Source organism: Azospirillum sp. UENF 112521 (genome assembly GCF_058780665.1).
Genome location: NZ_JBSNCI010000004.1, coordinates 978,632 through 1,004,229 on the forward strand (window position 1 = coordinate 978,632; position 25,598 = coordinate 1,004,229).

The following is a 25,598-nucleotide window of genomic DNA, read 5'->3' on the forward strand; positions in this document are numbered from 1 at the left end:
CGGCGCCCGCTCCGTCGTAAGCTGCTCCGGCAAGCCGAGTGACGACAGCGGGACTTCAGCGAAAGGACGGTCGGTGCGGTCTGAGGACGCTCTTGCCAACATAGACGTCGCGGTGCTCGCCGGCGGGCTCGGCACGCGCATCCGGGGCGTTTTGGGTGATACGCCGAAGGTCCTGGCCCCGATTGCGGGCCGCGCCTTCCTCGGTCACCTCCTCGATTATCTGTCCACCTACGGGTCGCGCCGCGTGGTGCTGTGCCTGGGCCATCTGGCCGACCGGGTGACGGCCTGGCTCGCCCGCGGGGATTCGGCCGGCACCATCGACGTGGTCTGCCAGATCGAACCGCGCCCGCTCGGCACCGCAGGCGCGCTCGGCTATGTCCGCAAGGAGTTGCGCAGCAGCACCATCCTGGTGGTGAACGGCGACACCTTCCTCGACGCCGACCTGCGGGCCTTCATCGCCTCGCACCGGCTGTCGGGCGCCGAGGCGTCGATGCTCTGCGTGACGGTTGAGGACGCGTCCCGCTTCGTGCGGGTGGAGATCGGTCCCGACAGCCGCGTCCGCCGCTTCCTGGACAAGGCGCCCGGGGCGGGCACCATCAATGCGGGGGTCTATCTGTTCTCCGCCGCTTTCCTCGACCGCTTCGTCGCGGCGGGTGCGGTGTCGCTGGAACGCGACGTGCTGGAAAAGCTGCCGGCCGGCACGCTGAACGCCCATGTCGCCAAGGCCCGCTTCCTCGACATCGGCACGCCGGAAAGCCTCGCCACCGCCGCCAGCGTCATTGCCGGCCGGGAGTCCTGAGGGGAGACTGCCGGCGCGCCGTGCCGGGGGCCGCAATTTACCCCCGCACGCCCCCGGTCTGTCGCTGGACAGGCGCAAAGTGCCGCGCCAAGATGCTGGCCACCCCGATCCCGCGTGCCGTGGTAGGACAGCCACGCCGTCTCTTACGGACCCGCGCCATGGCCGTCATCCTCATCCGTGCCGACGCCTCGCCGACCATCGGCACCGGCCATGTCATGCGCTGTCTCGCCGTGGCGGAGGCTCTGCGCGACCAGGGGCACGAGGCGCTGTTCGCCGCCGTGGAATCCACGCCCGCCATCGACCGCCGCCTGACTTCCGACGGGTTCCGCCATGTCTCCATCGCCGGCCCGGTGGGGGAGGCGGCGGATCTGGCCGCCACCCGCTCGCTGCTGCGGCGGGAACATGGCAGCGCGGTGATGCTCGACGGCTACCGCTTCGGCGAGGCCTACCGTGCCGGGCTTCAGGCGGCGGGTGCACGGGTGCTGGCCTGGGACGATCTGGGCGACGGCACGCCGCTGCACGCCGACCTCGTCGTCAATGCGGCACCGCAGGCCGCCGCCCTTCCCTATGACGCGATGGCGCCCGGCGCCGTCCTGCTGCTCGGCCCCGGCTATGCCCCGCTGCGGCGGGAGGTGCGGCTGGCGGCGCAGGCGCCACGGCCAGGCATCACCGACCGGCCGGTGCTGCTGGTGACCTTCGGCGGCTCCGACCCGCTGGGATTGACCGGCCCGGTCCTGGAAGCGTTGGCGAAGCGGCGGCCGGACGGCTGCCGGATCGTCGCCGTCGTCGGCGGCAGCAACCCGCGCGCGGCGGAACTGGCCGGGCTTGCCGGCGATGGGCTTGCCGTGGAGATCGACTGCCCGCGCATGGGCGCGCTGATGGCGGAAAGCGGGCTGGCGGTGTCGGCGGGCGGCGGCACCATGGGCGAGTTGGCCGCACTGGCGGTGCCGACCCTGCTGGTGGTCACCGCCGACAATCAGGCGATGGCGAGCAATGACGCTGCGGAACTGGGCTGGAGCAGCGCCTTGGACGCCCGTGGACACCAACCGGCCGAGGCAGCCGGGATCATCGCCGAGCGAGCGCTCGCTCTATGGGCCGATGCGGGGTTGCGACAGCGGATGCAGGACGCAGCAGCGTCACTGCCGCTGGATGGCGAGGGAGCGGTGCGCATCGCCTGCGCCCTCACCGGCCCCGCCCCCAAATCGGGCAGCGCCGCCCAGCGTCGGGCGGCGCTCGCCTGAGTTTGCGGACGATACGTCAGCTGACCACGCGCCAGGTGCCGTCCGCCTGCTGGCAGGCAGTGCCGAAGCCCTGCTGGGTACGGCCCTGGACGACGATGGTCGTCTGGTATTCACGGCAGAGCTGGCCCTGCGGCCCGGTTCCATCACGCACCGGGGTGTAGGCGCCGTAATTGCCGGTTTCCGGGTTGTTCCAGCGCACAGTGCTGCCGGTCGGCGCGCTGTAGGCGTTGACCGCCGCCTGCTGGGCATAATTCTGGTCGGCACGGTCGAGCGAGGCGCCGGCCGCATTGCCCAGCGCCGCACCCAGCAGCGTGCCGACGCCCACCGCCACCAGCTTGCCGCTGCCGCCGCCGAAGCGCGAGCCTGCCAGACCGCCGACCACGCCGCCCAGCACGGTGCCGGCCGTCTGCTTGTTGGCGCTGACACCGCCATAGGAGTCGCCGTAGCCGGGCTGGGCGCAGCCGGCAAGCGGGGCCGCGAGCAAGCTGGCGGACAGCGCGGCGGCGAGGAAGGGGCTGGCTTTCATGGTGGCTCTCGTCCTGTTGGGTCCTGTTGGGATCGGCACGAAGCCGTCCGTTCCTGACGCCATCAACATGGCTGACCCGCATCTTATTCCCGATGCGTGACGCGGTGCCTCGGTTGCTCCTATGATCGACCCAACGGTTCCACAAAGGAATCGACGACAAGCCCTTGGGAGGGAACGAACATGCTGCCCAACGCGGACAGCTGGGACGGGGTGTCCCGCGCCTTCGCCTGGCGCGTACCCGACCGCTACAACATCGGCGTCGACGTCTGCGACCGCTGGGCGGAGGCGGAGCCCGACCGCATCGCCCTGATCAACAGGCGGCGCGACGGCGGGGTCGAGGAATACCGCTTCTCCGACATCCGCGCCCTGTCCAACCGCTTCGCCAACGCTTTGGCGGCGCAAGGCGTGGCGCGCGGCGACCGGGTCGGCATCCTGCTGCCCCAGGCGCCGGAGACCGCCATCAGCCATGTCGCGGTCTACAAGCTGGGCGGCATCGCCGTGCCGCTGTTCTCGCTGTTCGGGGTGGAGGCGCTGGAATACCGGCTGGCCAATTGCGGCGCCCGTGCCGTCGTCACCGATGCCGTGGGCGCAGCCAAGATCGCCCAGATCCGCGACCGCCTGCCGGAGTTGCGCGCCGTCTTCCGCATCGACGGGTCGGGGCCGGGCTGCCTCGACTGGCACGGGCTGTGCGACGCGGCGTCCGACAGCTTCACCCCGGCCGACACCGGCCCGGACGATCCGGCGCTGATCATCTACACCTCCGGCACCACCGGCCAGCCGAAGGGGGCGTTGCATGCGCACCGGGTGCTGCTGGGCCATCTGCCGGGCGTGGAGATGTCGCACGACCTGTTCCCGCAGCCGGGCGACCGCATCTGGACGCCGGCCGACTGGGCGTGGATCGGCGGGCTGCTCGATGTCCTGCTGCCGGCCTGGCACCATGGCGTGACGGTGGTGTCCCACCGCTTCGAGAAGTTCGATGCCGAGGCCGCCTTCGCCCTGCTGGCCGAATTCAAGGTGCGCAACGCCTTCCTGCCGCCGACCGCGCTGAAGATGATGCGGGCGGTGAAGAACCCGCGGGCGCGCCACGCCATCGACATGAGGTCGGTCGCCAGCGGCGGCGAGACGCTGGGCGCCGGGCTGCTCGACTGGGGGCGCGAGACCTTCGGCGTGACGATCAACGAGTTCTATGGCCAGACCGAGTGCAACATGATCGTCTCCTCGGCCGCCACGCTGATGGCGCCGAAGCCCGGCATCATGGGCCGTCCGGTCCCCGGCCATGACGTGGCGGTAATCGACGGCGAGGGCAACCGGCTGGCACCGGGACAGCTCGGCCTGATCGCGGTGCACCGCCCGGATCCGGTGATGTTCCTCGGCTATTGGAACAACCCCGACGCCACCGCGGCCAAATTCATCGGTAACTGGCTGGTCACCGGCGACCAGGGCGAGTTGGACGGGGACGGCTACATCCGCTTCGTCGGACGCGACGACGACGTCATCACCTCGGCCGGCTACCGCATCGGCCCCGGCGAGATCGAGGATTGCCTGATCGGCCACCCCGCCGTCCGCATGGCGGCGGTGGTCGGCGTGCCCGACCCGCTGCGCACGGAGATCGTCAAGGCCTTCGTCGTCCTGCACGAGGGTGTGACGCCGGACGATGCGCTGGTCGCCTCGATCCAGGAGCATGTGAAGACCCGGCTGGCCGCCCACGAATATCCGCGCGCCATCGAATTCATGGACAGCCTTCCCATGACCACCACCGGCAAGATCATTCGCCGGGAGTTGAGGACCCGCTCGTAATATCATGATCGAATTGATTTTATTGGCTGCGGCATTTTTCGCCGGGGCGATGAACGCCGTTGCCGGCGGGGGCAGTTTCCTGACCCTGCCGGCCCTGATCTATGCCGGGGTGCCGCCGGTCGCCGCCAACGCCACCGGCACGGTCGCCCTGCTGCCCGGCTATGCCAGCGGGGTCTACGGCTATCGCCAGGATTTGACTCCGGTCGGCACGCTCAGCCTGCCGCTGCTGTCGGCGGTCAGTCTGGTCGGCGGTCTGGCCGGGGCCGGGCTTTTGCTGGTGACGCCGGATTCGGTGTTCCGCGGAATCGTGCCGTGGCTGCTGCTGCTGGCGACCGGCCTGTTCGCCTTCGGCACCATGCTGGCGCAGCGGTTGCGCAGCCTGGGACTGCACGGCAACGGGGCGATGCTGGGCACGCTGTTCATCGTCTCGGTCTATGGCGGCTACTTCAACGGCGGGCTCGGCATCCTCCTGCTGGCGCAGCTAAGCCTGTTCGGCATGACCGACCTGAACGCCATGAACGGGCTGAAGAACCTGTTCTCGGCGGTGCTGACCGCCATTGCCGTGGTGGCGTACGCCGCCGGCGGAGCGGTCGAATGGCCGAAGGCGCTGCTGATGACGGTCGCGGCGGTTGCCGGCGGCTATGTCGGCGCCCGTCTGGGCCGCCGGATTCCAAAGCCCGTGCTGCGTGCCGGCATCATCGCCGTCGGGCTGGTGATGAGCGCGGTGTTCTTCCTGAAATGATCGCGCTATAGAGGGCGCACTTCGCGCCTGTCCGGACTCTCGCCGCCATGCTGACCGTATCCGATCTCGACCTGTACTATGGTGACGCCCAGGCGCTCGACGGCGTCACGCTGCGGGTGGCGGCGGGGCAGACCACCGCCATCGTCGGCGCCAACGGGGCGGGCAAGACCTCGCTGATCCGCGCCATCGCCGGAATCCTGAAGCCGGCGCGCGGCAGCATCCGCTTCAAGGACCGCGAGATCGCCGGACTGCCCAGCCATGTCGTCTGCGACCTCGGCGTCGGGCAGGTGGCGGAGGGACGGCAAATCTTCCCGACGCTGAGCGTGCGCGAGAATCTGGAGATGGGCGCCGTCATCCCACGCGCCCGCGCCGGCGCGCGCCAGACCTACGACCGCGTGCTCGACCTGTTCCCGCGCCTGCGCGAAAGGCTGGACCAGGCGGCCGGCACCCTGTCCGGCGGCGAGCAGCAGATGCTGGCCATCGGCCGCTGCCTGATGGGCAAGCCGGAGCTGATCATGTTCGACGAGCCCTCGCTCGGCCTGTCGCCCGCCCTGGTGCAGGAGTTGTTCCGCATCATCCGCTCGCTGGCCGCCGAGGGCATGACGATCATTCTGGTCGAACAGAATGTCGCCGCCTCCCTGCGCATCGCCCAGACGGCTTACGTGCTGGAGAATGGCCGCGTCGTCTTGTCGGGAACGGGCGAGGCGCTGCTGGCCGACCCGGCGGTGAAGCAGGCCTATCTGGGGCTGTGACGCCACCCGCCATCCAGCCGGCGATACCCCCCTTATCCTCCTATCGTTGAATATACGAACCATCTACAGTCCTCGTAAGCTGGCAGTCCAAAGAATGAGCGGACGGGGACCATGGCGGCAGGCTGTAGCAGACGGACGAGCTTGCTGGCGGCCGGCGCGCTTCTGGCATCGGCACTGGTCCGAACCGCCGCGGCGTCCGATTCCGCCGCCAGCCGTCCGGCCGTCCGCGCCGGGGTGCTGAAATTCGGCACGGTCAGCTGGGAACTCGACACCGTCCGCGCCAACGGCTTCGACAGGCAGGCCGGGATCGACCTGCAGCTGGTCGAGCTGGCCGGCAACCCCGCCACCCAGGTGGCGCTCCAGGCCGGTGCCGTGGAGATCATCGTTTCCGACTGGCTGTGGGTGTCGCGGATGCGCAGCAAGGGAGAAGCGCTGTGCTTCATCCCTTATTCGACCGCCGTCGGCGCGCTGGTGGTTCCAGCCGGGTCGAAGATCGCCGGGGTCGGCGATCTGCGGGGCAAGCGCATCGGCGTCGCCGGCAGTCCGCTCGACAAAAGCTGGCTGCTGTTGAAGGCGGTGGCGGCCGACCGGCACGGGCTGACGCTCGACCGCGATGCGCAGCCCTTCTTCGCCGCCCCGCCCCTGCTGAACGGCAAGATCGCCGATGGCGACCTCGATGCCGTGCTGACCTATTGGCCCTTCGCCGCCCGGCTGGAGGCGAAGGGCATGCGCGTGTCGATGACCGTGGCCGACATGCTGGAGGCGCTGGGCCAACCGGCGACGGTCCCGTCCATCGGCTATGTCTTCCGCGAAGAGTGGGCGCGCGCCAACCCGGCTGCCATCGCCGGCTTCCAGGCCGCCACCGGTCAGGCGAAGACCCTGCTAGCGCAGTCCGACGCCGCCTGGGAGCGGCTCGCCCCGCTGATGCAGGCGGAGGATGACGCCACCTTCCGCACGCTGCGCGACCGCTACCGCGACGGCATCCCGCGCCGCTGGACGGAGGAGGAGCGGGCAGGGGCCGCGAAACTCTACGCCTTGATGGCAAAGCTTGGCGGGCGGGATCTGGTCGGCGACGCGCCGGCCATCTCGCCCGGCACCTTCTGGACCGGCGGGGCGTAAGCCGGTGCGCCGCGCCCTGATGCCGGCCCTGATGGCGGTGGTCTCGATCCTGCTGCTGCTGGCGCTGTGGCAGGCCACGGCCATGATCGTCGGCGGGCGCCTGCTGCCGGGACCGCCGGTGGTGGCCGAGGCCCTGCTGCGCGAGGCGGAGAGCGGCGCACTGCTCCACCATATGGGTGTCACGCTGCTGCGCGTGCTGGCGGCCTTCGCGCTCGCCATGTCCATCGGGGTCGGCATCGGCCTACCGATGGGGCGCACGCCCTTCATCGACCGGCTGTTCGGCCCCTGGCTGGTCTTCTTCCTGAACCTGCCGGCGCTGGTGGTCATCGTGCTGGCCTATGTCTGGTTCGGCCTGACCGAGGCGGCGGCAATCGGCGCCGTCGCCATCAACAAGATCCCCAACACGGTGGTGCTGGTGCGGGCCGGCGCCCGCGCCATCGACGAGGGGCTGGTCGACATGGCCCGCGTCTACCGCCTGTCGCCCGCGGACCGGCTTCGCCATGTGCTGCTGCCGCAACTCACCCCCACCATCGCCGCGGCTGCGCGGTCCGGCCTAGCACTGATCTGGAAGATCGTGCTGGTGGTCGAACTGCTGGGCCGCAGCGACGGTGTCGGATTCCAGATCAACCTCCTTTTCCAGACCTTCGATGTCGCAGGAATCCTGGCTTACACCATCGCGTTCGTGGCCGTGGTCCAGCTTCTGGAATACGGCGTCCTCCAGCCGGCCGAGCGGCATTGCCAGCGTTGGCGCCGGATGCCCGCTGACGCTTGAGATCCGCTCCAAGCGCTTCGGCGCAGTGGAAGCCGTGCGCGGCCTGACCCTGTCCGCTTTGGCGGGAGAAGTCGTGGCCCTGGTCGGTCCCAGCGGCTGCGGCAAGACGACGGCGCTCGGCATCGTCGCCGGGCTGGACCGTGCGTTCGACGGCAGGGTGGAGATCGGACCGCGGCCGGATGGCGAGCCGGCCCGCATCGGCTATGTCTTCCAGGAGCCGCGCCTGCTGCCCTGGCGCACGGTGCGGCAGAATCTGGCGCTGGTCCTGCCGCGGGCGCAGCGGCGCGGACCGGCGGTCGACGCCCTGCTGGAGGCGCTGGAGCTGTCGCCCTTCGCAGACCGCTTCCCGACCCAGCTGTCGCTGGGCATGGCGCGGCGGGTGGCGCTCGCCCGCGCCTTCGTGGTGGAGCCGGACCTGCTGCTGATGGACGAGCCCTTCGTCTCGCTGGACGAGCCGACGGCGCTGCGGCTGCGCGGGCTGCTGTCGGACTGGCTGGACCGGCGGCCGACCACCGTCCTGCTGGTCACCCACAATCTGCGCGAGGCCCTGGCCCTGGCCGACCGGCTTCTCCTGCTGGCCCCCTCGCCCGGCCGGGTGGTGGCGGAGGTGCCGGTGACCGTGCCCCGCGCCGCCCGCGACGATGCCACCATCGAGGCGCTGCGCCGCGACCTGCTGTCCCGGCCGGAACCGGCCTTCCGCCTGCTGGCCTGAGACGCCGGCCCGACCCTGCGCCGCCCGTGGGTCCATTTGCCGCTCGTCCGTTCACGAACGCTGCGCTATCGTGGCGGCATCCTTGCCGGGAACGCCCGGCAATTGCAGAGGGCGTCGAAGCCGGATGGCTTTCGGTCGGATGACAGTGCGGCGGGTGCGGCGGCTCGGCCTTGTGGCCGGGATGGCTGCCCTTTTGCTGCAGGTCATCGCCTGGGGGTGGATGCCCTTGATGAGCAGCGGGATCGCCCAGGCCGGCGGGACCGTGTCCCTCGCGATCTGCTCCTCCGGCGGGCTGACCACCATCCAGGCCGCTGCGGCCGATTTCGGGATCGGTGAGTTCGGGATAGCCCGTGACGGCGATCATGGGAAGGCGCCGGACGGAGCTCCCTCCGGAACCGGCCATTGTCCGCTCTGCCCGCTGGTGACCGGGCTGGCCTTGCCGCCGCCGCCGCTGACGGTCGGCCCCGCCCTTGCCATGGCCCGCGACACCCGCCTGCTGCGGGCCGAACATGTCGCCGCCGGCTGGTTCCTGTCGACCCTCCAGGCACGGGCTCCCCCACCGCTGGCTTGACGTCGCTCGCCAGATTTCCCTTCCGCTTCGACTCATCGCCGCTGCCGGCTGCCACGCCCGATCCCTGTGCGGATTCCGGCGTTCCGGTCGCGCTAGCGATCCCAAACACGGCCTGCCCGGTGCAGGCCCCGTTTGCCGAGCCCTACGGTGTCTTTCGCCGTGGCGGCAATCCCCCTGTTCTTCACATCCGCATTCCAGGAGACAAGTTCATGAAGCGCATTCTCGGCATCGCCGCAGCCATCGCCCTGTTCGGTGCCGGCACCGCCCTGGCCCACGGCTTCAAGGCCGGTGCGATCGAGATCGGCCACCCCTGGGCCCGCGCCACCGCGCCGTCCGCACCGAATGGCGGTGCCTATCTGTCGCTGACCAACACCGGAACGACGGAAGACCGTCTGGTCGGCGCCTCCACCCCCGCGGCGGAGAAGGCCGAACTGCACACCCATCTGAACGAGAACGGCGTGATGAAGATGCGCGAAGTCGCCGGCGGCATCCCGGTCCCGGCGGGCGAGGCGGTGAAGCTGGCGCCGGGCGGGCTGCACATCATGCTGCTCGGCCTCAAGCAACCGCTGGTGAAGGGCGCCCATATCCCGATGACCCTGCGTTTCGAGAAGGCCGGCACCGTCGAGGTCGAGATCGCCGTCGAGGCGGCCGGGCAGGCCGCGGCGCCGGCCGAAGGCCACAGCATGGGGGCTGCCGGCGCCGGCCACACCCACAACGCCGCACCGGCCCAGAAGCAGTAATGGAAAAGGCCGCCTGCAGGGAAACCCGCCGGCGGCCTTTTACAATCCACGCCCTTATTCGGCCGGGGCGATCCCCACCGGCTGGGCCAGTCTCGCCGCTTCGGCCGCCTGATAGCGGGGCGACAGCACGCCGAAGCGGCGCGCCCACCAAGCGGTCAGCGGCGGCGTCAGCAGGGCGGTGACGACAACGCTGGTGGCGATCAGCGCCGTGGCGGACGGAGCGACCGGCGCGAAGGTCGGTTCGATGGAAGCGATGATCGGCGGCACTGTCACCGCGGCCCCCGCGGTGGACGCGGCACCGATGCCGGCCGTGCCGTTGCCCTTTGCCAGCAGGATGTCGGCCAGCACCAGCATGAAGCCGGTGACGGCGATGACGCCCAGCCCCAGCACGATGCCCAGCAGGCCGGTGTTGAGGATGGTCGAGAAGTTCAGGTTGTTGCCCAGCGCGAAGGCGAAGAAGGGAACCATCACCGAGACGCCCTGGGTGAAGAAGGCCCGCAAATCCTTGTCGAGGTTGCCCAACGCGAAGCCGATCAGGAAGGGCAGCAGCGCGCCGACCATCGTCTGCCAGGGGAAGGCGGCCAGACCGGCGATGCCCAGCGTGACCATGGTCATGAATGGGCCGGATTCCAGGCACATCAGGCAGAAGGCGCCGGCCTCCTCCTTGGTGCCGTACTGCTGCATCAGCGCCATGTACATGCCGCCGTTGGTGTCGTTCATCACTGCGATGATCGCCAGCACCGACAGGCCGGAGAAGAAGCCGGAGCTGATGCCCTCCGCCGGGATGAACCAGGAGGCGATGACGCCCGCCATCGCAGCGGTGAGAATCTTGACCGAAACCAGCACGCCGCTCTTGCGCAGGACCAGCGGGGTGGCCTTCAGGCTGATGCTGGCACCGATGCAGAAGAACCACACCGACAGGATCGGCAGCGTGCCGGTGATCAGGCCGTTGGTGAAGGAGCCGAAGAATTTCCCCGTATTGGGAGCCAGCGTGTTCAGGCAGGCGCCAAGAAACAGGGGGACGATCATCATCCCGCCGGGGATGCGGTCGATCCGGGATTTGATGTTCATGGAAGACACTCCTGCGAATTTCATCCCGTCGCCGCCGCGCCCCTTCGCCATTGGGCATGTTTCAGCGGCCGTCAATCTCGTTGAAGCGGCAGCCGAAGCGCCGCTTTGTGCATACTAGTATACAAGTTAGCTTGTCATTGTCAAAGCGGCTGATTGTCAGCCGCGACAGGTTGTCGCGCCGGGCAGGAGGCGGGGGGGTGAGAGCAGGAGCCAGCATGCCGGAAGCGGCACGCAGGACTGCGTGCCGGACCGCGATCGGTCCAATGGCGATGCCTTGTGTGCGGGCCGGTCCCGCCCGGTGGCGGAACCGGCGGGACAGAGGATCAGCGCGGCCGGTGGCGGGCGAGGGCGTCGGTGATGTCGATGTCGCGGAACGGCTTGCCGATCACCGGCCGGGTGCGATGGGCATCGGGCAGGCCCTCGGCACCATGGCCGGTGGTGAAGATGAAGGGGATGCCGGCACCGGCCAGCCGGTCGGCCACCGCGTCCACCCGTTCACCACGCAGATTGACATCGAGAAGAGCGATGTCGAATCCGCCCGCTTCGATCATGTCCAAGGCCGCCGACACCGAACCCGCTGGGCCGAGACAGGCGACGCCCTGGTCGATCAGGGCGTCCTCCAGGCTCATGGCGATCAGCGGTTCGTCTTCGACGATCAGGACGGTCAGGTTCGACAGATCAGTGTCGGTCACTGCGGGCTCACTCGCGACGACAGAGGAATGACAAGCCGGCATCGCACGCCGGCGGTTTCGAAAGCAAGGGCGACATCGCCCTCCAACTCATGCGCCAGACCGCGCTCGATCAGGCGGGACCCGAAGCCGCGGCGCGTCGGCGGCACCACCGGCGGCCCGCCGCTCTCGCGCCAGCGCAGCACCAGCGCGCCGCCACCGTCACGGACGGATCGGCCGCCACCTTGGCCGGAACCGGCCTGACCGGAGGATTGGCTCACGCCATCGCGCACCGGCGTTTGCTCCGGCTTGACGATCTCCCAATCCAGATCGACACGGCCGTTTTCCGCCGTCAGCGCGCCGTATTTCGCGGCGTTGGTGGCAAGCTCGTGAAAGGCGAGGTGCAGCGACACCGCCACCCCGGTGGTCAGGTTGACCGGCGGACCGCCAACCTTGACGCGGCCGGCATGGACATGGGGCTCCAGCGTCAGCGCGGCGATCTCGCTCAGCGAGGCGCCCTGCCAATGGCGGCGGGTCAGCAGATCGTGGGCCTGGGCCAGGGCGCGCAGTCGGGACTGGAAGGCATCAGGGAAGGCTTCCACCGACGGGGCGGCACGCAGGGTCTGCTTGGCGATGGACTGCACCATCGCCAGCGTGTTCTTGACCCGGTGGTTCAGCTCCTCCAGCAGCAACAGCTGCCGCTCCTCAGCCTTCTTGCGGTCGGTGATGTTCAGCGAAACGCCGGCCATCCCGGTCGGCGCACCGTCCTTGTCATAAACGGCCCGGCCGCGCACCTGCACCCAATGGATGCTGCCGTCGGGCCAGACCGTGCGGTATTCCATGTCGAGCGGCGAACCGCTGCTCACCGCCTGCCGGACCATCGTCTTCTGATGCTCGCGGTCGTCGGGATGGACATGCTCCAACAGCCGCTCGTAGGTCGGAATGTCCGCCGGATCGGCCAGACCGAGGTTGGCGGCGCAGATCGACGAGACGCGCAGCCGGTTGGTCGCCAGCGTCAGTTCCCACGAACCAAGTCGCCCGGCCTCCAGCGCGAAGCGCAGCCGCGCCTCGCTCTCGGCCAGCGCGGCGCGCTTGTCGGCCAGCTCGTTGCGGTCGCGCGCCTCGATCAGGGCGCGGCGGACCACCACCTGCAGCCGCTCCATCCGCAGTTTGACGACATAATCGGTGGCGCCCTTCTTCAGCGCCTCGATGGCGTTCTCCTCGCCCAGCATGCCGGACACGAAGATGAAGGGCACACGCGGCAGGCGGTCGCGCGCGATGGCCAGCGCCGACATGCCGTCGAAATCGGGCAGGTCGAAGTCGGACAGGATCAGGTCAAAGGGCCCGCCGTCGGTGACGGCATCGATGAAGGCCTGCCGCGTCTCGACGCGATGGACGTCGAACGCATGGTCGTCGATCATCCGAAGATGTTCGCGCACCAGATCGGCGTCCATGCCGCTGTCCTCCAGCAGGAGGACGCGGCAGGGAGCCGGCGGGTCCTGACCCGCGGTATTGCCGGCGGCGTCGATCACCTGACCCATCAGGTACCGCGCGGCCGGCGGGGAAGACAGCCGGGAGGCGGCTCGTTCAGGATCGCCCAGAAGCTGCCGATGTCGCGGATCGCGTCGAAGAACTCCTTAAAGCCGACCGGCTTGACCACGAAGGCATTCACCCCCAGGCGGTAGCTGCGGACGAGATCCTGCTCTTCCTTGGAAGAGGTCAGCATGACCACGGGGATGGCGCGGGTGTTTTCGTTCGCCTTGATCCGCTGCAACACTTCGATCCCGTCCACCTTCGGCAGCTTGATGTCGAGGATGATGACGGCCGGATATTTCGGGTCGGTCGGTTTCGACACCGCCTGCCCGTCGTCATGGAAAAGATAGGACAGCGCCTCCGCCCCATCGCGGGCGACGACGATGTCGTTGGCGAGCTGCGCCTCGGCGAACGCCTCCAGCGTCAGCTCCAGGTCCTTGGGGTTGTCCTCGACCAGCAGGATCGGTTTCAGCGTGGCCATCGGGCTACCTCGATTCGGTGGCGGCGGCGGACCGCGGCAGGGAGAAATGGAAGGTGGCGCCGTGATCCAGCCTGCCTTCCGCCCAGACCCGCCCGCCATGGCGCTCCACGATGCGGCGGACATTGGCAAGCCCGATGCCGATGCCTTCAAACTCTTCCTCGCGGTGCAGGCGCTGGAATACGCCGAAGAGCTTACCGGCATAGGCCATGTCGAATCCACGGCCATTGTCGCGGACGTAGAACTCGTGCGCGTCGGCGTTGGAGCGGCAGCCGACCTCGATCTCCGGCTCGGTCCGGTCGCGGGTGTATTTGATGGCGTTGGACAGCAGATTCTGCACCACCAGCCGCAGCATGGTCGGGTCGCCGGTCACGCCGGGCAGGGGATGCACAGTCCAGCGCAGGTTGCGGCCTTGCAAATCCGGCTCCAGCAAATGCCGCACCTCGTCCACCAGCTGGCCGACATCGACCTCCACCCGCGCCAGCGTGGCCCGGCCCAATTGTGAGAAATGCAGCAGCCCGTCGACCAGCCGCCCGGCCGAACTCGCCGCCTCGATGATGCTGTCCAGATAATGGCGCTCCCGCTCGCTCAGCTTGTCGCCCGCGCGCGAGCGCAGCAGTTCGGCATAGCTGGTGACGTGCCGGAACGGAGCCCGCAGGTCATGCGAGACCGAATAGGAGAAGGCGGCAAGCTCTCCGTTGCTGCGGCGCAGCTCCTCGTTCAGCGCGGCCATTTCCTCGGCCTTGCGCAAGACGATGCTGACGATGGCGTTGCGGAAATCGCCGGCCGCCTCGATCTCGCCATGGCGCCAGGGCAGGGACTGGCCGCGCACCGTCTCCTTCCACGCTTCAAAGGAACTGCGCGGCGACAACACGCCGCTGGAGTCCCGCGCCTTCTTGGGATCGCCGGCCCAGTCGATCGACTGCACGATCTCCGGCCGGAACCATAGTAGATAGCTCGGGTGGAGCTGTGAGATGGAGATCGCCAACAGGCCGCTTGCGGTCCGCTCCATCCCGGCGGCGGCCGGCATCTCGGCCGGAAGCTGGTGGCTGACGAACAGATCCTTGATGCCCTGTCCGGCCAGCTCGGCGGCGACGGCCTCGACCACTTCCCGCGGCGGGGTGCGGCCGATCAGCCGGCAATCTCCGTCAAACAGGATCGCGGCGCCGTCGGCGTTGACCAGCCCCAGCAGATCCTCGCGGTCCTCGCTCAGCCCGTCGATGAAGCTCTCCGCCGCCGCCATGTGCGCGAGCAGGCGGGCCTGCGTGCTTTTGGAGCGGATGCGGTGGTCGGCGTCCAGCGCCCGCTCCAGCGCGATCATCTGGCTGGACAGCACCTGCCCGAGCAGGTCGCAGGCGGTGCGCACCGCGAAGGAGACCTGCCGCGGTTCCGCATGGTGGCAGGAGATCAGGCCCCACAACCTGTCGCCGTCCATCACGGAGATCGACATGGAGGCCGGCGTGCCCATGTTGCGCATATATTCGAGATGCACCGGCGAGACGCTGCGCAGCACCGAAAAACTGAGGTCCAGCGGCTCCGCATCCCGCCTGGCCGACAGGATCGGAACCGGCTGGTAGCGGGCATCGGCGATCAGCCGCAGGCGGTTCAGCGCATAGAGCCGCCGGGCCTGCTGCGGAATGTCGGAGGCCGGGAAGCGCAGGCCGCGGTAGGAGGGCAGGCGGTCGTTGCCGTCCTCCGCAATGACGGTGCCGTTCCACTGCTCGTCGAAGCGGTAGACCAGCACGCGGTCGAATCCGGTCAGCGTCCGCACCTCCTCGGCCGTGCTGGCCAGCAGGGCGTCGAAATCATGGGCGGCCTGCATGCGCCGGATGCCTTCGCGCATCTGCGGGTACAGCGCCTCAAGCGTGCCGGCGCCGGTGGCGGGCAGTTCCTCCAGTTCCAGGATCACCACGGCACCCGAGCGGTGGGCGATGGCCTGATGGTCGGCGCCGCCGCGCAGCTTGAGGATTTCGAGCTGCACCGGCTCCGCCGGGGCGTTGCGCAGTCCACGGACCAGCGACGCCGTCGACGTGCAGTCGATCAGCCGGTCGACCGGCAGACCGAAGGCGTCGGCGGGCGCACGGTTCAGCACAGCTCCGGCCTCGGCGCTCGCGCAGACGAGACGCAGGCTGTCCGCCTCCACCGCCAGCAGATGGCCATGCGGCTGGATGCTGCCGGGGAGGTGAATCGGTTCGCGCGCACAGGCGTCGAGGTCGAGCGTGCCCGCCATGGTCTGGGGCCACGGTTCCGGTCCGGTTGCAGGCGTCACAATCGTCCTTTGCTCGTCTCGGTCACAAGTTCGACGGTCCCTTCCTGGGCCGGCCCCGTCTTCAACTCAGGCCCGCTGATGTAGCCCGCCGGCCTTCGCCGGTATTCAGCATAATCAGCGGCTTTATAACCCTGCTTTCGCCGCCCGCACCGCGTCGGAGGTGAACGAAGCGACAGGATAATCTGTCAGACCCTAAGCTTCATTATCATAGGATACGTTGTATGATCGTTCTTGGATTTTTCAGATTTTCGCTCTTTCATCATACGCCGAAGAGCATATTCCAAACGTACGCTTGTGATCGCTTGCAAGCAAGCATGCCGCAGCGGTTCCATGATTGCCTGCGACAAAGGATCGGATGCGGGGACGGGGACGCCAACCTGACCTGTGCAGCATGCGCAACACAGCCCGCATCGGCCCGCAGCGGGTTGTCCGTGCGGGCCGTGCAGGATCAGAAGATCAACTTCAGGATGCCGGTGACGACCAGCAGGCCGATGATGAAGATGATCAGGATGGTCCAGCCGAGAATCTTGAGCATGATGTCGTCCTTCAATGGCGTCTTTGGTGGCGCCGCCGATGTCCGGTGACGCCACGCTCATGCTTGGAACAACCGGCAGGCCGCATCGGAGTTCCCGTCGGGCGGGCAGCGATGCCAGCCGCGCACCGCGCCGGGAGAGGGCGGTCCCGCGAACACATACAAAAGACACATAAGGATTCTTATGGAAATAATATGCCGGAGCAGTGCCGGTTCTCAGGGAAATCCCCTATGGGAAAATTGCCTGCCGCCGCGCAGGACTTCCGGCCCCGGCGGCGTATAAAAGCCTGACAGCAACCGGGAGCGGGCGGACGACGGCGTGAAGCCTACCGAGGAAACGGTGACGGACGAGGCGTTGATGGCGGACGCCGCGGCCGGTGACCGCAAAGCGTTTGGAACGCTCACGCGCCGGCATCTGCGCCGCAGCATCGCCTTGGCCCAACGGGTTGTCGGGAACGCCGCCGACGCCGAGGAGGTCGCGCAGGACGCCTTCCTGCAGATCTGGGCCAACGCCGACCGCTGGCGCGGCGACGGAACCCGCTTCACGACCTGGCTGTACAGGATCGTGGTGAACCGTGCCATCGACTACAAGCGGCGGCGCAGCTTCGCCCCCCTCGATGCCGCCGACGAGATCATCGACCCGGCCTGGAGCGCCGAGACGGTGATCGACGGCATCCGCATCGGTGCTGCGGTGGATGCCGCGATCGCCGCCCTTCCCGAGCGGCAGCGGGCGGCGCTCAGCCTCTGCTACCATGAGGAGATGACGTGCGCTGAAGCATCGGAAATACTGCAGGTGTCTGTTTCGGCTATGGAAAGTCTGCTGGTCCGGGCGCGCCGCGTCGTGCGGGCCCGGCTTCAACCCCTGATCCGTCAGAAGGACGGTGCACGGTCATGACGCTCAAAGAGTTCAAACGCCACACCGAGGCTTACGGCGCCGATCTGGACCGCTGGCCGCGTTCCGCCCGGGTCGATGCCCTGGCCCTTCTGGACGACAGCGCCGAAGCCCGCGACCTGCTGGCCGATGCCGCCGTCACCGACGCGCTGCTCGATGCCGCTTCGGCCCCGCTGGTCTCGTCCCGGCGCGAGGCCGAGGTCTTCGACCGCATCGCCGACTGTCTGGCGCAGCGGGTCGTTCCCGAATTCGTGCCGTGGTTCCTGTCACGGCCGCCCTTCCGCCCTGCCCCGCTGGCCGGATTCCTGGCCGGCATGGCGCTGGTCGGCTTCCTCAGCTACAGCCAGGGCCTGATTTCCTTTGAAAAGGCGAGCACGCCCGGCCTGTCCGGCGTGATGATCGTCAGCTATCTGGGAGACACGCGATGACGCCGTCGATCCGGCGCCGCTGGCCCTGGTTCCTCCTGGTCGGGTCCCTTGCGCTCAACATGCTGGCCGGCGGCTTCGTCGTCGCCCACAGCTTCCGCCCGCCCCCGCCGCCCGGCGGGCCGGACCGGATGCTGGAACGCTTCGTCGACGAGGTGTCGCAAGGCTTGTCGCCGGCCGATGCCGCGATCCTGCGCAAGGCGCTGGACGACGCCCGCCCGCTGTTCGTCCGCATGCATGTCAGCCGGGAGGAGTTCACCCCCCGTCTGCGCACCGCCCTGATGGCACAGCCCTTCGATGCGGCCGGCGTCAAGGCGATGTTCGACAGCGTCCACGCCAAAGACGCCGCCGTGCGAAGCGAGGTCGAGGCGCGCGTCGTCGATACCCTTTCCCGTCTCTCCCCCGAAGGCCGCCTGCGTTTGGCTGAAAGCCGCCTTCCCTGATCCTTTCGGTTTCGACCGGCGGCAGACACATCCGGGGTCGGGCCGGGGCGGCATGTTCGTCCCGGCCCTTTTTTCCTTTGTCCGGAAACGAACCGGACGGCCAAAAAAGAAAAGGCGGCCAGACGGTATCGCCGTCGGGCCGCCCGGAGTTGGTTCGGGAGGAAACGCAACCAAGTTGCACGCAAAGATATAGGCCAATATGGTTAACGGCCGATGAATGGCTGGAGGAAATCAGCCCCTACCACTTATTTGCGAAATCCCCCGGCGAATGGTTTCGCTGAAGTTTGATGCGCCCTGCCCCTCTGTCACATCCCTCTGCCGAAAGGCCGGGGTGGCGTCACCCGGTGCCGACGCGCTATGACAGACGCCCATTGTTTCGTCACCAGTCCGCAGGATCCCTGCCTCATGCTGTCCATCAGCCAGCGCATCGCCGACGAACTGTCGGTCCGCGAGTCCCAGGTCGCTTCCGCCATTGCCATGCTCGACGAGGGATCGACCGTCCCCTTCATCGCGCGCTACCGCAAGGAGGCGACCGGCGGCCTGGACGACACCCAGCTCCGCACCCTGGAGGAGCGGCTGGGCTACCTGCGCGAGCTGGAGGACCGCCGCGCCAGCATCCTGTCCACCATCCAGGAACAGGGCAAGCTGACGCCGGAGCTGGAGCGCCAGATCCGCCAAGCCGACACCAAGACCCGGCTTGAGGACCTCTACCTCCCATACAAGCAGAAGCGCCGCACCAAGGCCCAGATCGCCCGCGAGGCCGGGCTGGAGCCGCTGGCCGACTCCCTGCTGGCCGATCCGAAGAAGCAGCCGGACACGGAGGCCGCCGCCTTCGTCAGCGCCGACAAGGGTGTCGCCGACGTCAAGGCGGCGCTGGACGGCGCCCGCCATATCCTGGTCGAACGCTTCGGCGAGGATGCCGAACTGGTCGGCCGCCTGCGCACCGCCATGGCCGACAAGGGTGTCGTCACCTCCAAGGTGATCGAGGAGAAGAAGGCGGAGGGCGCCAAGTTCTCCGATTATTTCGACTTCTCGGAGAACTGGTCGAAGCTGCCGTCGCACCGCGCGCTGGCGCTGTTCCGCGGCCGGGCGCAGGGGGTGCTCGACATCCGCCTGGATCTGCCGGTCGAAGAGGGCCAGCCACACCCGGCGGAGGGCACCATCGCCGTCCACACCGGCATCCGCGACCAGGGCCGCCCGGCCGACAAGTGGCTGTCCGATGTGGTGCGCTGGACCTGGAAGCTGAAAATCGGTCCGCACATCGAGACCGACCTGATGGGATCCTTGCGCGAACGTGCCGAGGACGAGGCGATCCGCGTCTTCGCCCGAAACCTGCACGACCTGCTGCTGGCAGCCCCGGCCGGGCAGCGCGTCACCATTGGGCTCGACCCCGGCATCCGCACCGGCGTGAAGGTGGCGGTGGTCGATGCCACCGGCAAGCTGGTGGAAACGACCACCATCTATCCGCACCCGCCGCGCAACGACTGGGACGGCTCCCTGGCCGTGCTGGCGGCGCTGGCGGCCCGGCACAAGGCGGAACTGATCTCCATCGGCAACGGCACCGCGTCGCGCGAGACCGACAAGCTGGCCGCCGACCTGATGAAGCGTCACCCCGAGCTGTCCCTGACCAAGCTGGTGGTCAGCGAGGCCGGCGCGTCGGTGTACTCCGCCTCCGAAACCGCGGCGCACGAGTTCCCCACCCTCGACGTCAGCCTGCGCGGCGCGGTGTCCATCGCCCGCCGCCTGCAGGACCCGCTGGCGGAACTGGTGAAGATCGAGCCGAAATCCATCGGCGTCGGCCAGTACCAGCATGACGTCGCCGGCGGCAAGCTGGCGCGGTCGCTGGACGCGGTGGTCGAGGATTGCGTGAACGCCGTCGGCGTCGATCTGAACACCGCCTCGATCCCGCTGCTGACCCGCGTGTCGGGCCTGAACGAGACCATCGCCCGCAACATCGTCGAGCATCGCGACCGCAACGGCGCCTTCCGCTCGCGCAAGCAGCTGCTCGACGTGGCGCGGCTCGGGCCGAAGACCTTCGAGCAGGCCGCCGGCTTCCTGCGCATCCGCGACGGCGAAAACCCGCTCGACGGCTCCTCCGTCCATCCGGAAGCCTATCCGGTGGTCCAGCGCATCGTGAAGACGACCGGCCGCGATCTCGGCAGCGTCATCGGCGATGCCCGTTTCCTGCGCGGGCTGAATGCCGAGGAGTTCACCGACGAGCGCTTCGGCTTGCCGACCATCGAGGACATCATCAAGGAGCTGGAGAAGCCCGGCCGCGACCCCCGTCCGGAGTTCAAGACCGCCACATTCAAGGAAGGCGTGGAGGAACTGAAACACCTCCAGCCCGGCATGATGCTGGAGGGCGTCGTCACCAACGTCACCGCCTTCGGCGCCTTCGTCGACATCGGCGTCCACCAGGACGGGCTGGTGCACATCTCCCAGCTTGCCAACAGCTTCGTGAAGGACCCTCACACGGTGGTGAAGGCCGGCGACGTGGTGAAGGTGAAGGTTCTGGAGGTCGACATTCCCCGCAAGCGCATCGCGCTGACCATGCGCATGGGCGAGGAAGCGCCGCGTCCGGCCCGCCGGGAGGAGCAGCGCCGTGACGAGCGGGGACCGGGCCGTCCGCCGCAGCAGCAGGATCGCCGCCCGGCGGCCCCGGCAGCCAAAGCTGCGCCGAAGCCGGCCAAGGCGCCGGAGCCGGTCAACAGCGCTTTCGCCGAGGCGTTCGCCCGGGCGCAGTCGGGCAAGAAGAAGTAAGGGTCAGGGAGAGGGCAGAGCGTCCGCCATCAGGCGGACGCCCAGTCCACCGATGGCGGCGGCGGCGAGCCGGTCGACCCAGCGCTTGGAACGCAGGTAGGCGGCGCGCGGCCGGCCGGCGGAGAATACCGTGGCGACGATGGCGTACCAGCCGGCTTCGATCAGGAAGATCGCCGGCGGCAGCAGGACGGACAGCCAGACCGGCGGTTCGGCCGGCATCAGTGCTGCGAAGATGCTGCCATAGACCAGCGCCGTCTTCGGGTTGCTCAATTGCGTCAGCAGACCGAACAGCATCGGCCGCATCAGCCCCGCGGGGGCTGTCTGTCCCTCCTGCGCCACCACGAGCGGCGCCGCGGCACCGCGCCAGATGCGGACTGCGAGGTACAGCAGATAGGCACCGCCCACGAGCTTCAGCACCGCATAGAGCCAGCCGACCTGCGACAGCAATGCATGCAGCCCAAGCAGCGCCAGAGACGCGAACAACACGCCGCCGATCCCCATGCCGAGTGCTGTGGCCAGACCGGCCCGGCGGGACACGGCGATGGAGGTGCGGGCGACCAGCACGAAGCTCGGCCCCGGACTGGCGGCGCCGACCGCTATGGCACCGGCGATGCTGACGAAGGCAAGTGCGGGATCCATATCGCTCCCCTTCCGCTCGAAGGTGGCGACGATAGCACAACCGCGGCAGCCCGCGAATGGCGGACAAAAAAGTCCCCTCGTCCGCGGGGGGAACGAGGGGACGAAGGCCGATGGCTTGGCCGTTACGGGGATGTCATTCGGCCGCCATCAGCATCGGCGCCTCGTCGCGCAGCCGGTTCACCGCCACATAGCGGTCGAGCGCGTCCAGGCATTCGCTGAGGGTTCCGGAGCCGACCGCACGGCAGTCCTCGAAAGCATGCGGTTCGGGGCGGAACCAATGGGTGATGTAGCATTCCTCGCGCCCGTCCAGGCTGAGGGTGAGGGCGAAGCGGCCCTCACGCCCAAGATGGGCTTGAGCGGCGCGCAGACGCGCCTGGACCTCTTCTATCGTCATGGGATGATATCCTTCCCTTGATGCCGCCTGCGGTCAGGCGGCGTGAGCGAACTTGCCGTCTTCCGATTCAGAATCTTCCAACCGTCGAGCCCAGTCGATGTCACGCGACAGCGAGTTGACAAGGATGCGGGCCGCACCTGAGGTTTCCGCCGGCGTGTCGGACCGCAGCAGTCCCGACAGCCGCATCGCCAGCGTTTCGGCCTCCGCCTCCACCCAGCGGGCGTAGTGGCGGCGGCGCTGGTCACGATTCCAGTACCAGCGCGGCAGCTGCGCGTTAGCACGTTCGAACTCGCCTTCCCAGGCGCTCATGCGGAATAGACCGCTGGGCGACCGGTCGCCGGTGCTCTGAGTCGTCCTGGGAGTGGTCTGGGTCATGGCCTTCCGTCAGGCGGCTTCCCGCCCGTCCTCTTCCTCGCGCTTCAGAATCTCGGCCTTCTTCTGGGCGAACAGGCCGGTGATGCGGTGCTGGGCGGCGCGGTCCACGGCGCCGATCTCGCGCAGGCGGGTGCCGACGCCCGACCGCCAGACCTCTTCCAAGTCATCGAGGTCCAGGCAGGCCCCCAGACGGCGCTTCACCTCCGCCTCGAAGGCTTCGACGGCGGCGGGTTGCAGATCCGGGTTGGACTTGGCGGCATAGAAGGCCTCCGACTCCTCCCGGTACTTGCTGTCGTCGAACTGGCCCATATAGACGTCGGCGGCCAGACCGATCTGCAGCAGGCATTTGCCGACCGCGTCGGTCATCGACATCTTGAAGCACTCGTCGTCCGGCATCTCCATGCCGTTGCGGCGGCGGACCATCTCGGTCCCACCCCACTGCGGGCCGGTGAAGCACTTCTCCTTCGTCTCCGGGTCGACGTACCAGACGCGAGCACAGATGAAGATCATCCGTTCCGCAATGGTCCAGTCGACCTGCTCATACCCCCAGCCCTTGCCGATCGGGCCGAACACCTCGGTCATCATCTGGAAGCGCCATGTCGGGTCGATCTGCGTTCCGCGGAAGCCGCCGGCACGGGTGAAGGGCTTGGTCGCCTTCGGATCGGTGCGCTTCAGCCGGTTCCACAGGAACATGGTGTCGATGCGCGGCGGCTCCTCCACCCGGCTGCCGCCGGCGGAGCCCCTGGACCCCTGCGAGCCGCGGCTGCCGCCGGACTTCGGCTCTGCTGGAACGGTCTCCGTCACGTTGGACTCGGCTACGCTGGATTCGGCGTTTTCTGTATCGGCAACGACGTGGTCGGTCTTGCTCATGCGTCCCATGACTTGGGTCCTTCTTGTCCAAACGTTTCGGCTCTCCCCTCACCCCAGCCGGCGGTCAGCGCTGCTTCCAGGCTGAATTCCACCCCGTTCGGGTCAGCGGAGGGCACCCAGGATTGCGCGTCCGCCAGAGCCCGGCGCGGCGGTGCGCCATAGCGCAGGCTGAGCCGGCCCTCACGGTCGCGCGCGAGATAGAGCCCACCGGCCTGACCGGTGGCGACGAACGCGATGCGGGCATCGTCGGGCATCAGCGACTTGAGGGCGGCCTCGGCCTCCTTCACTTCAAGCGCCGCCGACCGGTTGGCGACCAGCCGGTCGGCCAGCGCGCGGAAGCGGTTGTGCCGCCCCATGTCGAAGACGCGGCCAGCTTCATAGGACGGGCCGTCCATCGGCATCGGGTCCGACGGCTCGACATCGTTGACGACGTGCCACCAGAAGGCTTCCAGCGTCTCGACCAGCCGCTCGACATCGTCCGGCCGCCGCTCCACCGTCACCAGGCTGTGGCCGGTGGGGCGCAGGATCGACAGCAGCGCACGGTCCAGACCGACCACCTCCAGCTGGTGCTGGACCTGCCAGTGATAGCGGCGGGCGAGATCGGCATCGCTTTGGAAGCCGCTGTTGAACTTCGCCTCCACGATGGTGTCGAGCGGACCGTCCGCCACGCTGCCGGTCAGGAAGTCGGGATGGGCGACCATCCAGTCATGCTCGGCGTGTCGGTAGGTATCGGGTGCCGCAACGCAGGCGCGGCCGGTGGCATGGGCGACGAAGCGCGGGTGCAGATGCTCGGTCGCGATTCCGATCTGCACGGCGGCGACGAGGTCGAGAGTCTCAGGCTCGACCCGGCCGGTCTTCTCGCGCCACAGCGACAGCCAGTCACCGGCCATCACGCGCGTCGCATCCGACGACCCGATCCGCCCCGCCCGCAAGTCCCGCTGTGCCTGAGTGATCGCCATGCTGTCCCGCTTTTCCCGGTTTCGGGCCCTTCCAGGCCGCCTTTCCGGCTTTGAAGCTCGGCCTCTGCTGCGACTTCGCAGCATGTGTTTTGGCTCGCCTCACCGGACTCCGAATATGGGATGCGAACACGCAGCTTTCAAGAACAAAACATGAACCTATGGCTTAGCCATAGACCAGATCAAAGACCTGAAAACACGCTATATTTGGTGTGTCCTGACGAGAGTCGTCACAAGTCAAAACGGACGGAGTAGAGCTGGCCGTTTTTGCGAGTCGCGGCGGATGGGAACACGCACCGCGACTCTGTCCGCCACTGGCTTTTACATGCGAAGCGCTCGCACCACGTGAACGGCGACTCCGGCGACATGGGCGCGGTCGAAGGCGGTGGGGTGGCAATCGGGATCGGTCGACACCGGCATCAGGTGGGGCGGAAAGAAGCGGTATCCGCAGATGGTGCCCTCGCCCACCGTCACCACCACGTCGCCCGCCTGCGGCGTCAGCACGTCCAGCGGTTCCAGCACCACGCAGTCGCGCGGCAGCACGCCGGCGGCGTCCAGGCTCTTGGACAGGATGCGCAGCGCGAAGGCCCGGCGGGAGGTGTGTCCGTCCATGGCGACCGATGCCGCCCCCTCCTTCAGCGCTCCCGCCAGGAACGCCTCCCCCGCCCTGCGGCCGAGGTCGAGGAAGAGGTGCGCCTGTTCCAGCGTCAGCACCGGCACGCGGGTGACCGGCGCATAGGCATGGTCGTCGAGGAAGCGCGGCTCCGACCCGGCGACGCGGGCCAGACGGGCCAGCGTGTCGGCGCTGGGCACGCTGCCCATCGCCGGATCGCGCAGGAAGCGGGTCAGGTTGGTGGCGGTGACGCCGGCCAGCCGTGCCCAGCCGCCGGCGCTCCAGTCCTTCGCCTCCATGACGCCGGTCATCCAGCGCAGGATGGCTCGCCGCGTGTCGTCCATCGCTCTCCCCCTCGGCAGTCCCCCGCCCTGTCCTACACGGTCGCGACCGGATGGGGGAAGGCGCGATGGACTCAAACCCGCTGCGATTTCGCAGTGCCGCCTTGGACTCCGCCGTGGCGGCCCCATCTGTGCGGCATCGAAGCCAACAGAAGGAGTTGCGACCGTGATCGTTACCAGCACCGATTCCATCGAAGGCCGCCAGATCACCGAGTATCTCGGCATCGTCGCCGGCGAGGCGATCATGGGCGTCAACGTGTTCCGCGACCTGTTCTCCTCCGTGCGCGACATCGTCGGCGGCCGGGCCGGCGGTTATCAGGCGGCCCTGCGCGAGGCGCGCGAGGCGGCCTTCGCCGACTTGCAGGACTCGGCCCGCGCCCTGGGCGCCGATGCCGTGGTCGGCGTGGACGTCGATTACGAGGTGCTGGGCAAGGAGAACGGCATGCTGATGGTGTCGGTCAACGGCACCGCCGTGCGCCTCCGCTAAAGGCAGCCCCTGACCGTAAGCGTCAGCGAAGGCGTTCTGGACAGGCCCGACCTTATGCGTAGACTCCCCCTCCAGCTAACA

Annotated in this window: 28 protein-coding genes; 15 read left to right on the forward strand and 13 right to left on the reverse strand. The window is 68.4% G+C overall.

Annotated features, from left to right (window positions below; all coding sequences use genetic code 11):
• Nucleotides 1-73: 73 nt before the first annotated feature.
• A complete protein-coding gene (locus ACWPN8_RS24795; protein ID WP_109450123.1) occupies nt 74-799 on the forward strand; it encodes a nucleotidyltransferase family protein in 726 nt (241 codons plus the stop codon).
• A 158-nt stretch (nt 800-957) separates the two neighbouring features.
• Complete coding sequence (gene pseG / locus ACWPN8_RS24800) at nt 958-2,040, forward strand: UDP-2,4-diacetamido-2,4,6-trideoxy-beta-L-altropyranose hydrolase (protein ID WP_492242636.1); 1,083 nt, start codon at nt 958-960, stop codon at nt 2,038-2,040.
• A 16-nt stretch (nt 2,041-2,056) separates the two neighbouring features.
• Here the strand turns inward: pseG and ACWPN8_RS24805 are convergent, their stop codons facing one another.
• The gene (locus ACWPN8_RS24805; protein ID WP_109450119.1) at nt 2,057-2,566 is read right to left on the reverse strand and encodes an RT0821/Lpp0805 family surface protein; all 510 of its coding nucleotides are present in this window, start codon (nt 2,564-2,566) and stop codon (nt 2,057-2,059) included.
• A gap of 180 nt (nt 2,567-2,746) precedes the next feature.
• Between ACWPN8_RS24805 and ACWPN8_RS24810 the strand changes: the two genes are divergently transcribed.
• The 8 genes from ACWPN8_RS24810 to ACWPN8_RS24845 all read left to right on the forward strand — a co-directional run bounded on the left by ACWPN8_RS24810 (nt 2,747) and on the right by ACWPN8_RS24845 (nt 9,771).
• Nucleotides 2,747-4,363 carry an acyl-CoA synthetase gene (locus ACWPN8_RS24810; protein ID WP_492242637.1) on the forward strand — a complete coding sequence of 539 codons (1,617 nt, stop codon included), beginning with the start codon at nt 2,747-2,749 and terminating at the stop codon, nt 4,361-4,363.
• Nucleotides 4,364-4,367: 4 nt separating this feature from the next.
• Entirely contained in the window at nt 4,368-5,105 is a 738-nt protein-coding gene (locus ACWPN8_RS24815; RefSeq protein ID WP_109450114.1) for a sulfite exporter TauE/SafE family protein, read from the forward strand.
• Nucleotides 5,106-5,152: 47 nt separating this feature from the next.
• Nucleotides 5,153-5,857: an ABC transporter ATP-binding protein gene (locus ACWPN8_RS24820; RefSeq protein ID WP_109450112.1), complete on the forward strand. Its 705-nt coding sequence runs from the start codon at nt 5,153-5,155 to the stop codon at nt 5,855-5,857.
• Between the two features lie 141 nt (nt 5,858-5,998).
• Nucleotides 5,999-6,976: an ABC transporter substrate-binding protein gene (locus ACWPN8_RS24825; RefSeq protein ID WP_492242638.1), complete on the forward strand. Its 978-nt coding sequence runs from the start codon at nt 5,999-6,001 to the stop codon at nt 6,974-6,976.
• A 4-nt stretch (nt 6,977-6,980) separates the two neighbouring features.
• Nucleotides 6,981-7,748 carry an ABC transporter permease gene (locus ACWPN8_RS24830; RefSeq protein WP_492242639.1) on the forward strand — a complete coding sequence of 256 codons (768 nt, stop codon included), beginning with the start codon at nt 6,981-6,983 and terminating at the stop codon, nt 7,746-7,748.
• Nucleotides 7,749-7,782: 34 nt separating this feature from the next.
• Complete coding sequence (locus ACWPN8_RS24835; protein ID WP_492242640.1) at nt 7,783-8,460, forward strand: ABC transporter ATP-binding protein; 678 nt, start codon at nt 7,783-7,785, stop codon at nt 8,458-8,460.
• Nucleotides 8,461-8,689: 229 nt separating this feature from the next.
• Nucleotides 8,690-9,031: a DUF2946 family protein gene (locus ACWPN8_RS24840; RefSeq protein ID WP_492242641.1), complete on the forward strand. Its 342-nt coding sequence runs from the start codon at nt 8,690-8,692 to the stop codon at nt 9,029-9,031.
• 209 nt (nt 9,032-9,240) lie between these two features.
• Nucleotides 9,241-9,771, forward strand: a complete 531-nt coding sequence (locus tag ACWPN8_RS24845; protein WP_109450106.1) for a copper chaperone PCu(A)C — start codon at nt 9,241-9,243, stop codon at nt 9,769-9,771.
• A 54-nt stretch (nt 9,772-9,825) separates the two neighbouring features.
• Here the strand turns inward: ACWPN8_RS24845 and kdgT are convergent, their stop codons facing one another.
• From kdgT to ACWPN8_RS24875, 6 genes are all read right to left on the reverse strand, one after another.
• A complete protein-coding gene (gene kdgT / locus ACWPN8_RS24850; protein WP_492242642.1) occupies nt 9,826-10,842 on the reverse strand; it encodes a 2-keto-3-deoxygluconate transporter in 1,017 nt (338 codons plus the stop codon).
• A gap of 323 nt (nt 10,843-11,165) precedes the next feature.
• Entirely contained in the window at nt 11,166-11,534 is a 369-nt protein-coding gene (locus ACWPN8_RS24855; RefSeq protein ID WP_247873188.1) for a response regulator, read from the reverse strand.
• Nucleotides 11,531-13,051 (reverse strand): sensor histidine kinase, encoded by a 1,521-nt coding sequence (locus ACWPN8_RS24860; protein ID WP_492242643.1) that lies wholly within the window; start codon nt 13,049-13,051, stop codon nt 11,531-11,533. Before ACWPN8_RS24860 ends, ACWPN8_RS24855 begins: the two co-directional genes overlap by 4 nt.
• The gene (locus tag ACWPN8_RS24865; RefSeq protein WP_109048332.1) at nt 13,051-13,524 is read right to left on the reverse strand and encodes a response regulator; all 474 of its coding nucleotides are present in this window, start codon (nt 13,522-13,524) and stop codon (nt 13,051-13,053) included. The genes ACWPN8_RS24860 and ACWPN8_RS24865 overlap by 1 nt, the downstream gene beginning before the upstream one ends.
• A 4-nt stretch (nt 13,525-13,528) precedes the next feature.
• The gene (locus tag ACWPN8_RS24870) at nt 13,529-15,751 is read right to left on the reverse strand and encodes an ATP-binding protein (RefSeq protein WP_492242644.1); all 2,223 of its coding nucleotides are present in this window, start codon (nt 15,749-15,751) and stop codon (nt 13,529-13,531) included.
• A 487-nt stretch (nt 15,752-16,238) separates the two neighbouring features.
• Complete coding sequence (locus ACWPN8_RS24875; RefSeq protein WP_492242645.1) at nt 16,239-16,340, reverse strand: small membrane protein YohP; 102 nt, start codon at nt 16,338-16,340, stop codon at nt 16,239-16,241.
• A 301-nt stretch (nt 16,341-16,641) separates the two neighbouring features.
• Between ACWPN8_RS24875 and ACWPN8_RS24880 the strand changes: the two genes are divergently transcribed.
• The 4 genes from ACWPN8_RS24880 to ACWPN8_RS24895 all read left to right on the forward strand — a co-directional run bounded on the left by ACWPN8_RS24880 (nt 16,642) and on the right by ACWPN8_RS24895 (nt 20,842).
• A complete protein-coding gene (locus ACWPN8_RS24880) occupies nt 16,642-17,217 on the forward strand; it encodes a sigma-70 family RNA polymerase sigma factor (protein ID WP_109450100.1) in 576 nt (191 codons plus the stop codon).
• Entirely contained in the window at nt 17,214-17,642 is a 429-nt protein-coding gene (locus tag ACWPN8_RS24885; RefSeq protein ID WP_492242646.1) for a hypothetical protein, read from the forward strand. Before ACWPN8_RS24880 ends, ACWPN8_RS24885 begins: the two co-directional genes overlap by 4 nt.
• Nucleotides 17,639-18,082, forward strand: a complete 444-nt coding sequence (locus tag ACWPN8_RS24890; RefSeq protein WP_492242647.1) for a periplasmic heavy metal sensor — start codon at nt 17,639-17,641, stop codon at nt 18,080-18,082. The genes ACWPN8_RS24885 and ACWPN8_RS24890 overlap by 4 nt, the downstream gene beginning before the upstream one ends.
• 405 nt (nt 18,083-18,487) lie before the next feature.
• On the forward strand, nt 18,488-20,842 hold the full coding sequence (locus tag ACWPN8_RS24895) for a Tex family protein (protein WP_492242648.1): 2,355 nt from the start codon (nt 18,488-18,490) through the stop codon (nt 20,840-20,842).
• 3 nt (nt 20,843-20,845) lie between these two features.
• On the opposite strand, the gene ACWPN8_RS24900 is transcribed toward ACWPN8_RS24895, so the two are convergent.
• From ACWPN8_RS24900 to ACWPN8_RS24925, 6 genes are all read right to left on the reverse strand, one after another.
• On the reverse strand, nt 20,846-21,481 hold the full coding sequence (locus tag ACWPN8_RS24900) for a LysE family translocator (RefSeq protein ID WP_492242649.1): 636 nt from the start codon (nt 21,479-21,481) through the stop codon (nt 20,846-20,848).
• 133 nt (nt 21,482-21,614) lie between these two features.
• Nucleotides 21,615-21,875 (reverse strand): hypothetical protein, encoded by a 261-nt coding sequence (locus ACWPN8_RS24905; protein ID WP_109450090.1) that lies wholly within the window; start codon nt 21,873-21,875, stop codon nt 21,615-21,617.
• 33 nt (nt 21,876-21,908) lie between these two features.
• Entirely contained in the window at nt 21,909-22,250 is a 342-nt protein-coding gene (locus ACWPN8_RS24910) for a hypothetical protein (protein WP_492242650.1), read from the reverse strand.
• Nucleotides 22,251-22,259: 9 nt separating this feature from the next.
• Complete coding sequence (locus ACWPN8_RS24915; RefSeq protein WP_492242651.1) at nt 22,260-23,129, reverse strand: hypothetical protein; 870 nt, start codon at nt 23,127-23,129, stop codon at nt 22,260-22,262.
• Nucleotides 23,117-24,079 carry a YqaJ viral recombinase family protein gene (locus tag ACWPN8_RS24920; RefSeq protein WP_492242652.1) on the reverse strand — a complete coding sequence of 321 codons (963 nt, stop codon included), beginning with the start codon at nt 24,077-24,079 and terminating at the stop codon, nt 23,117-23,119. Before ACWPN8_RS24920 ends, ACWPN8_RS24915 begins: the two co-directional genes overlap by 13 nt.
• Nucleotides 24,080-24,397: 318 nt before the next feature.
• On the reverse strand, nt 24,398-25,033 hold the full coding sequence (locus ACWPN8_RS24925; protein WP_109450086.1) for a hypothetical protein: 636 nt from the start codon (nt 25,031-25,033) through the stop codon (nt 24,398-24,400).
• A 163-nt stretch (nt 25,034-25,196) separates the two neighbouring features.
• Here ACWPN8_RS24925 and ACWPN8_RS24930 point away from each other — a divergent pair, with 163 nt between their 5' ends.
• Entirely contained in the window at nt 25,197-25,517 is a 321-nt protein-coding gene (locus ACWPN8_RS24930) for a heavy metal-binding domain-containing protein (RefSeq protein ID WP_109450084.1), read from the forward strand.
• The last annotated feature ends 81 nt before the right edge of the window (nt 25,518-25,598 follow it).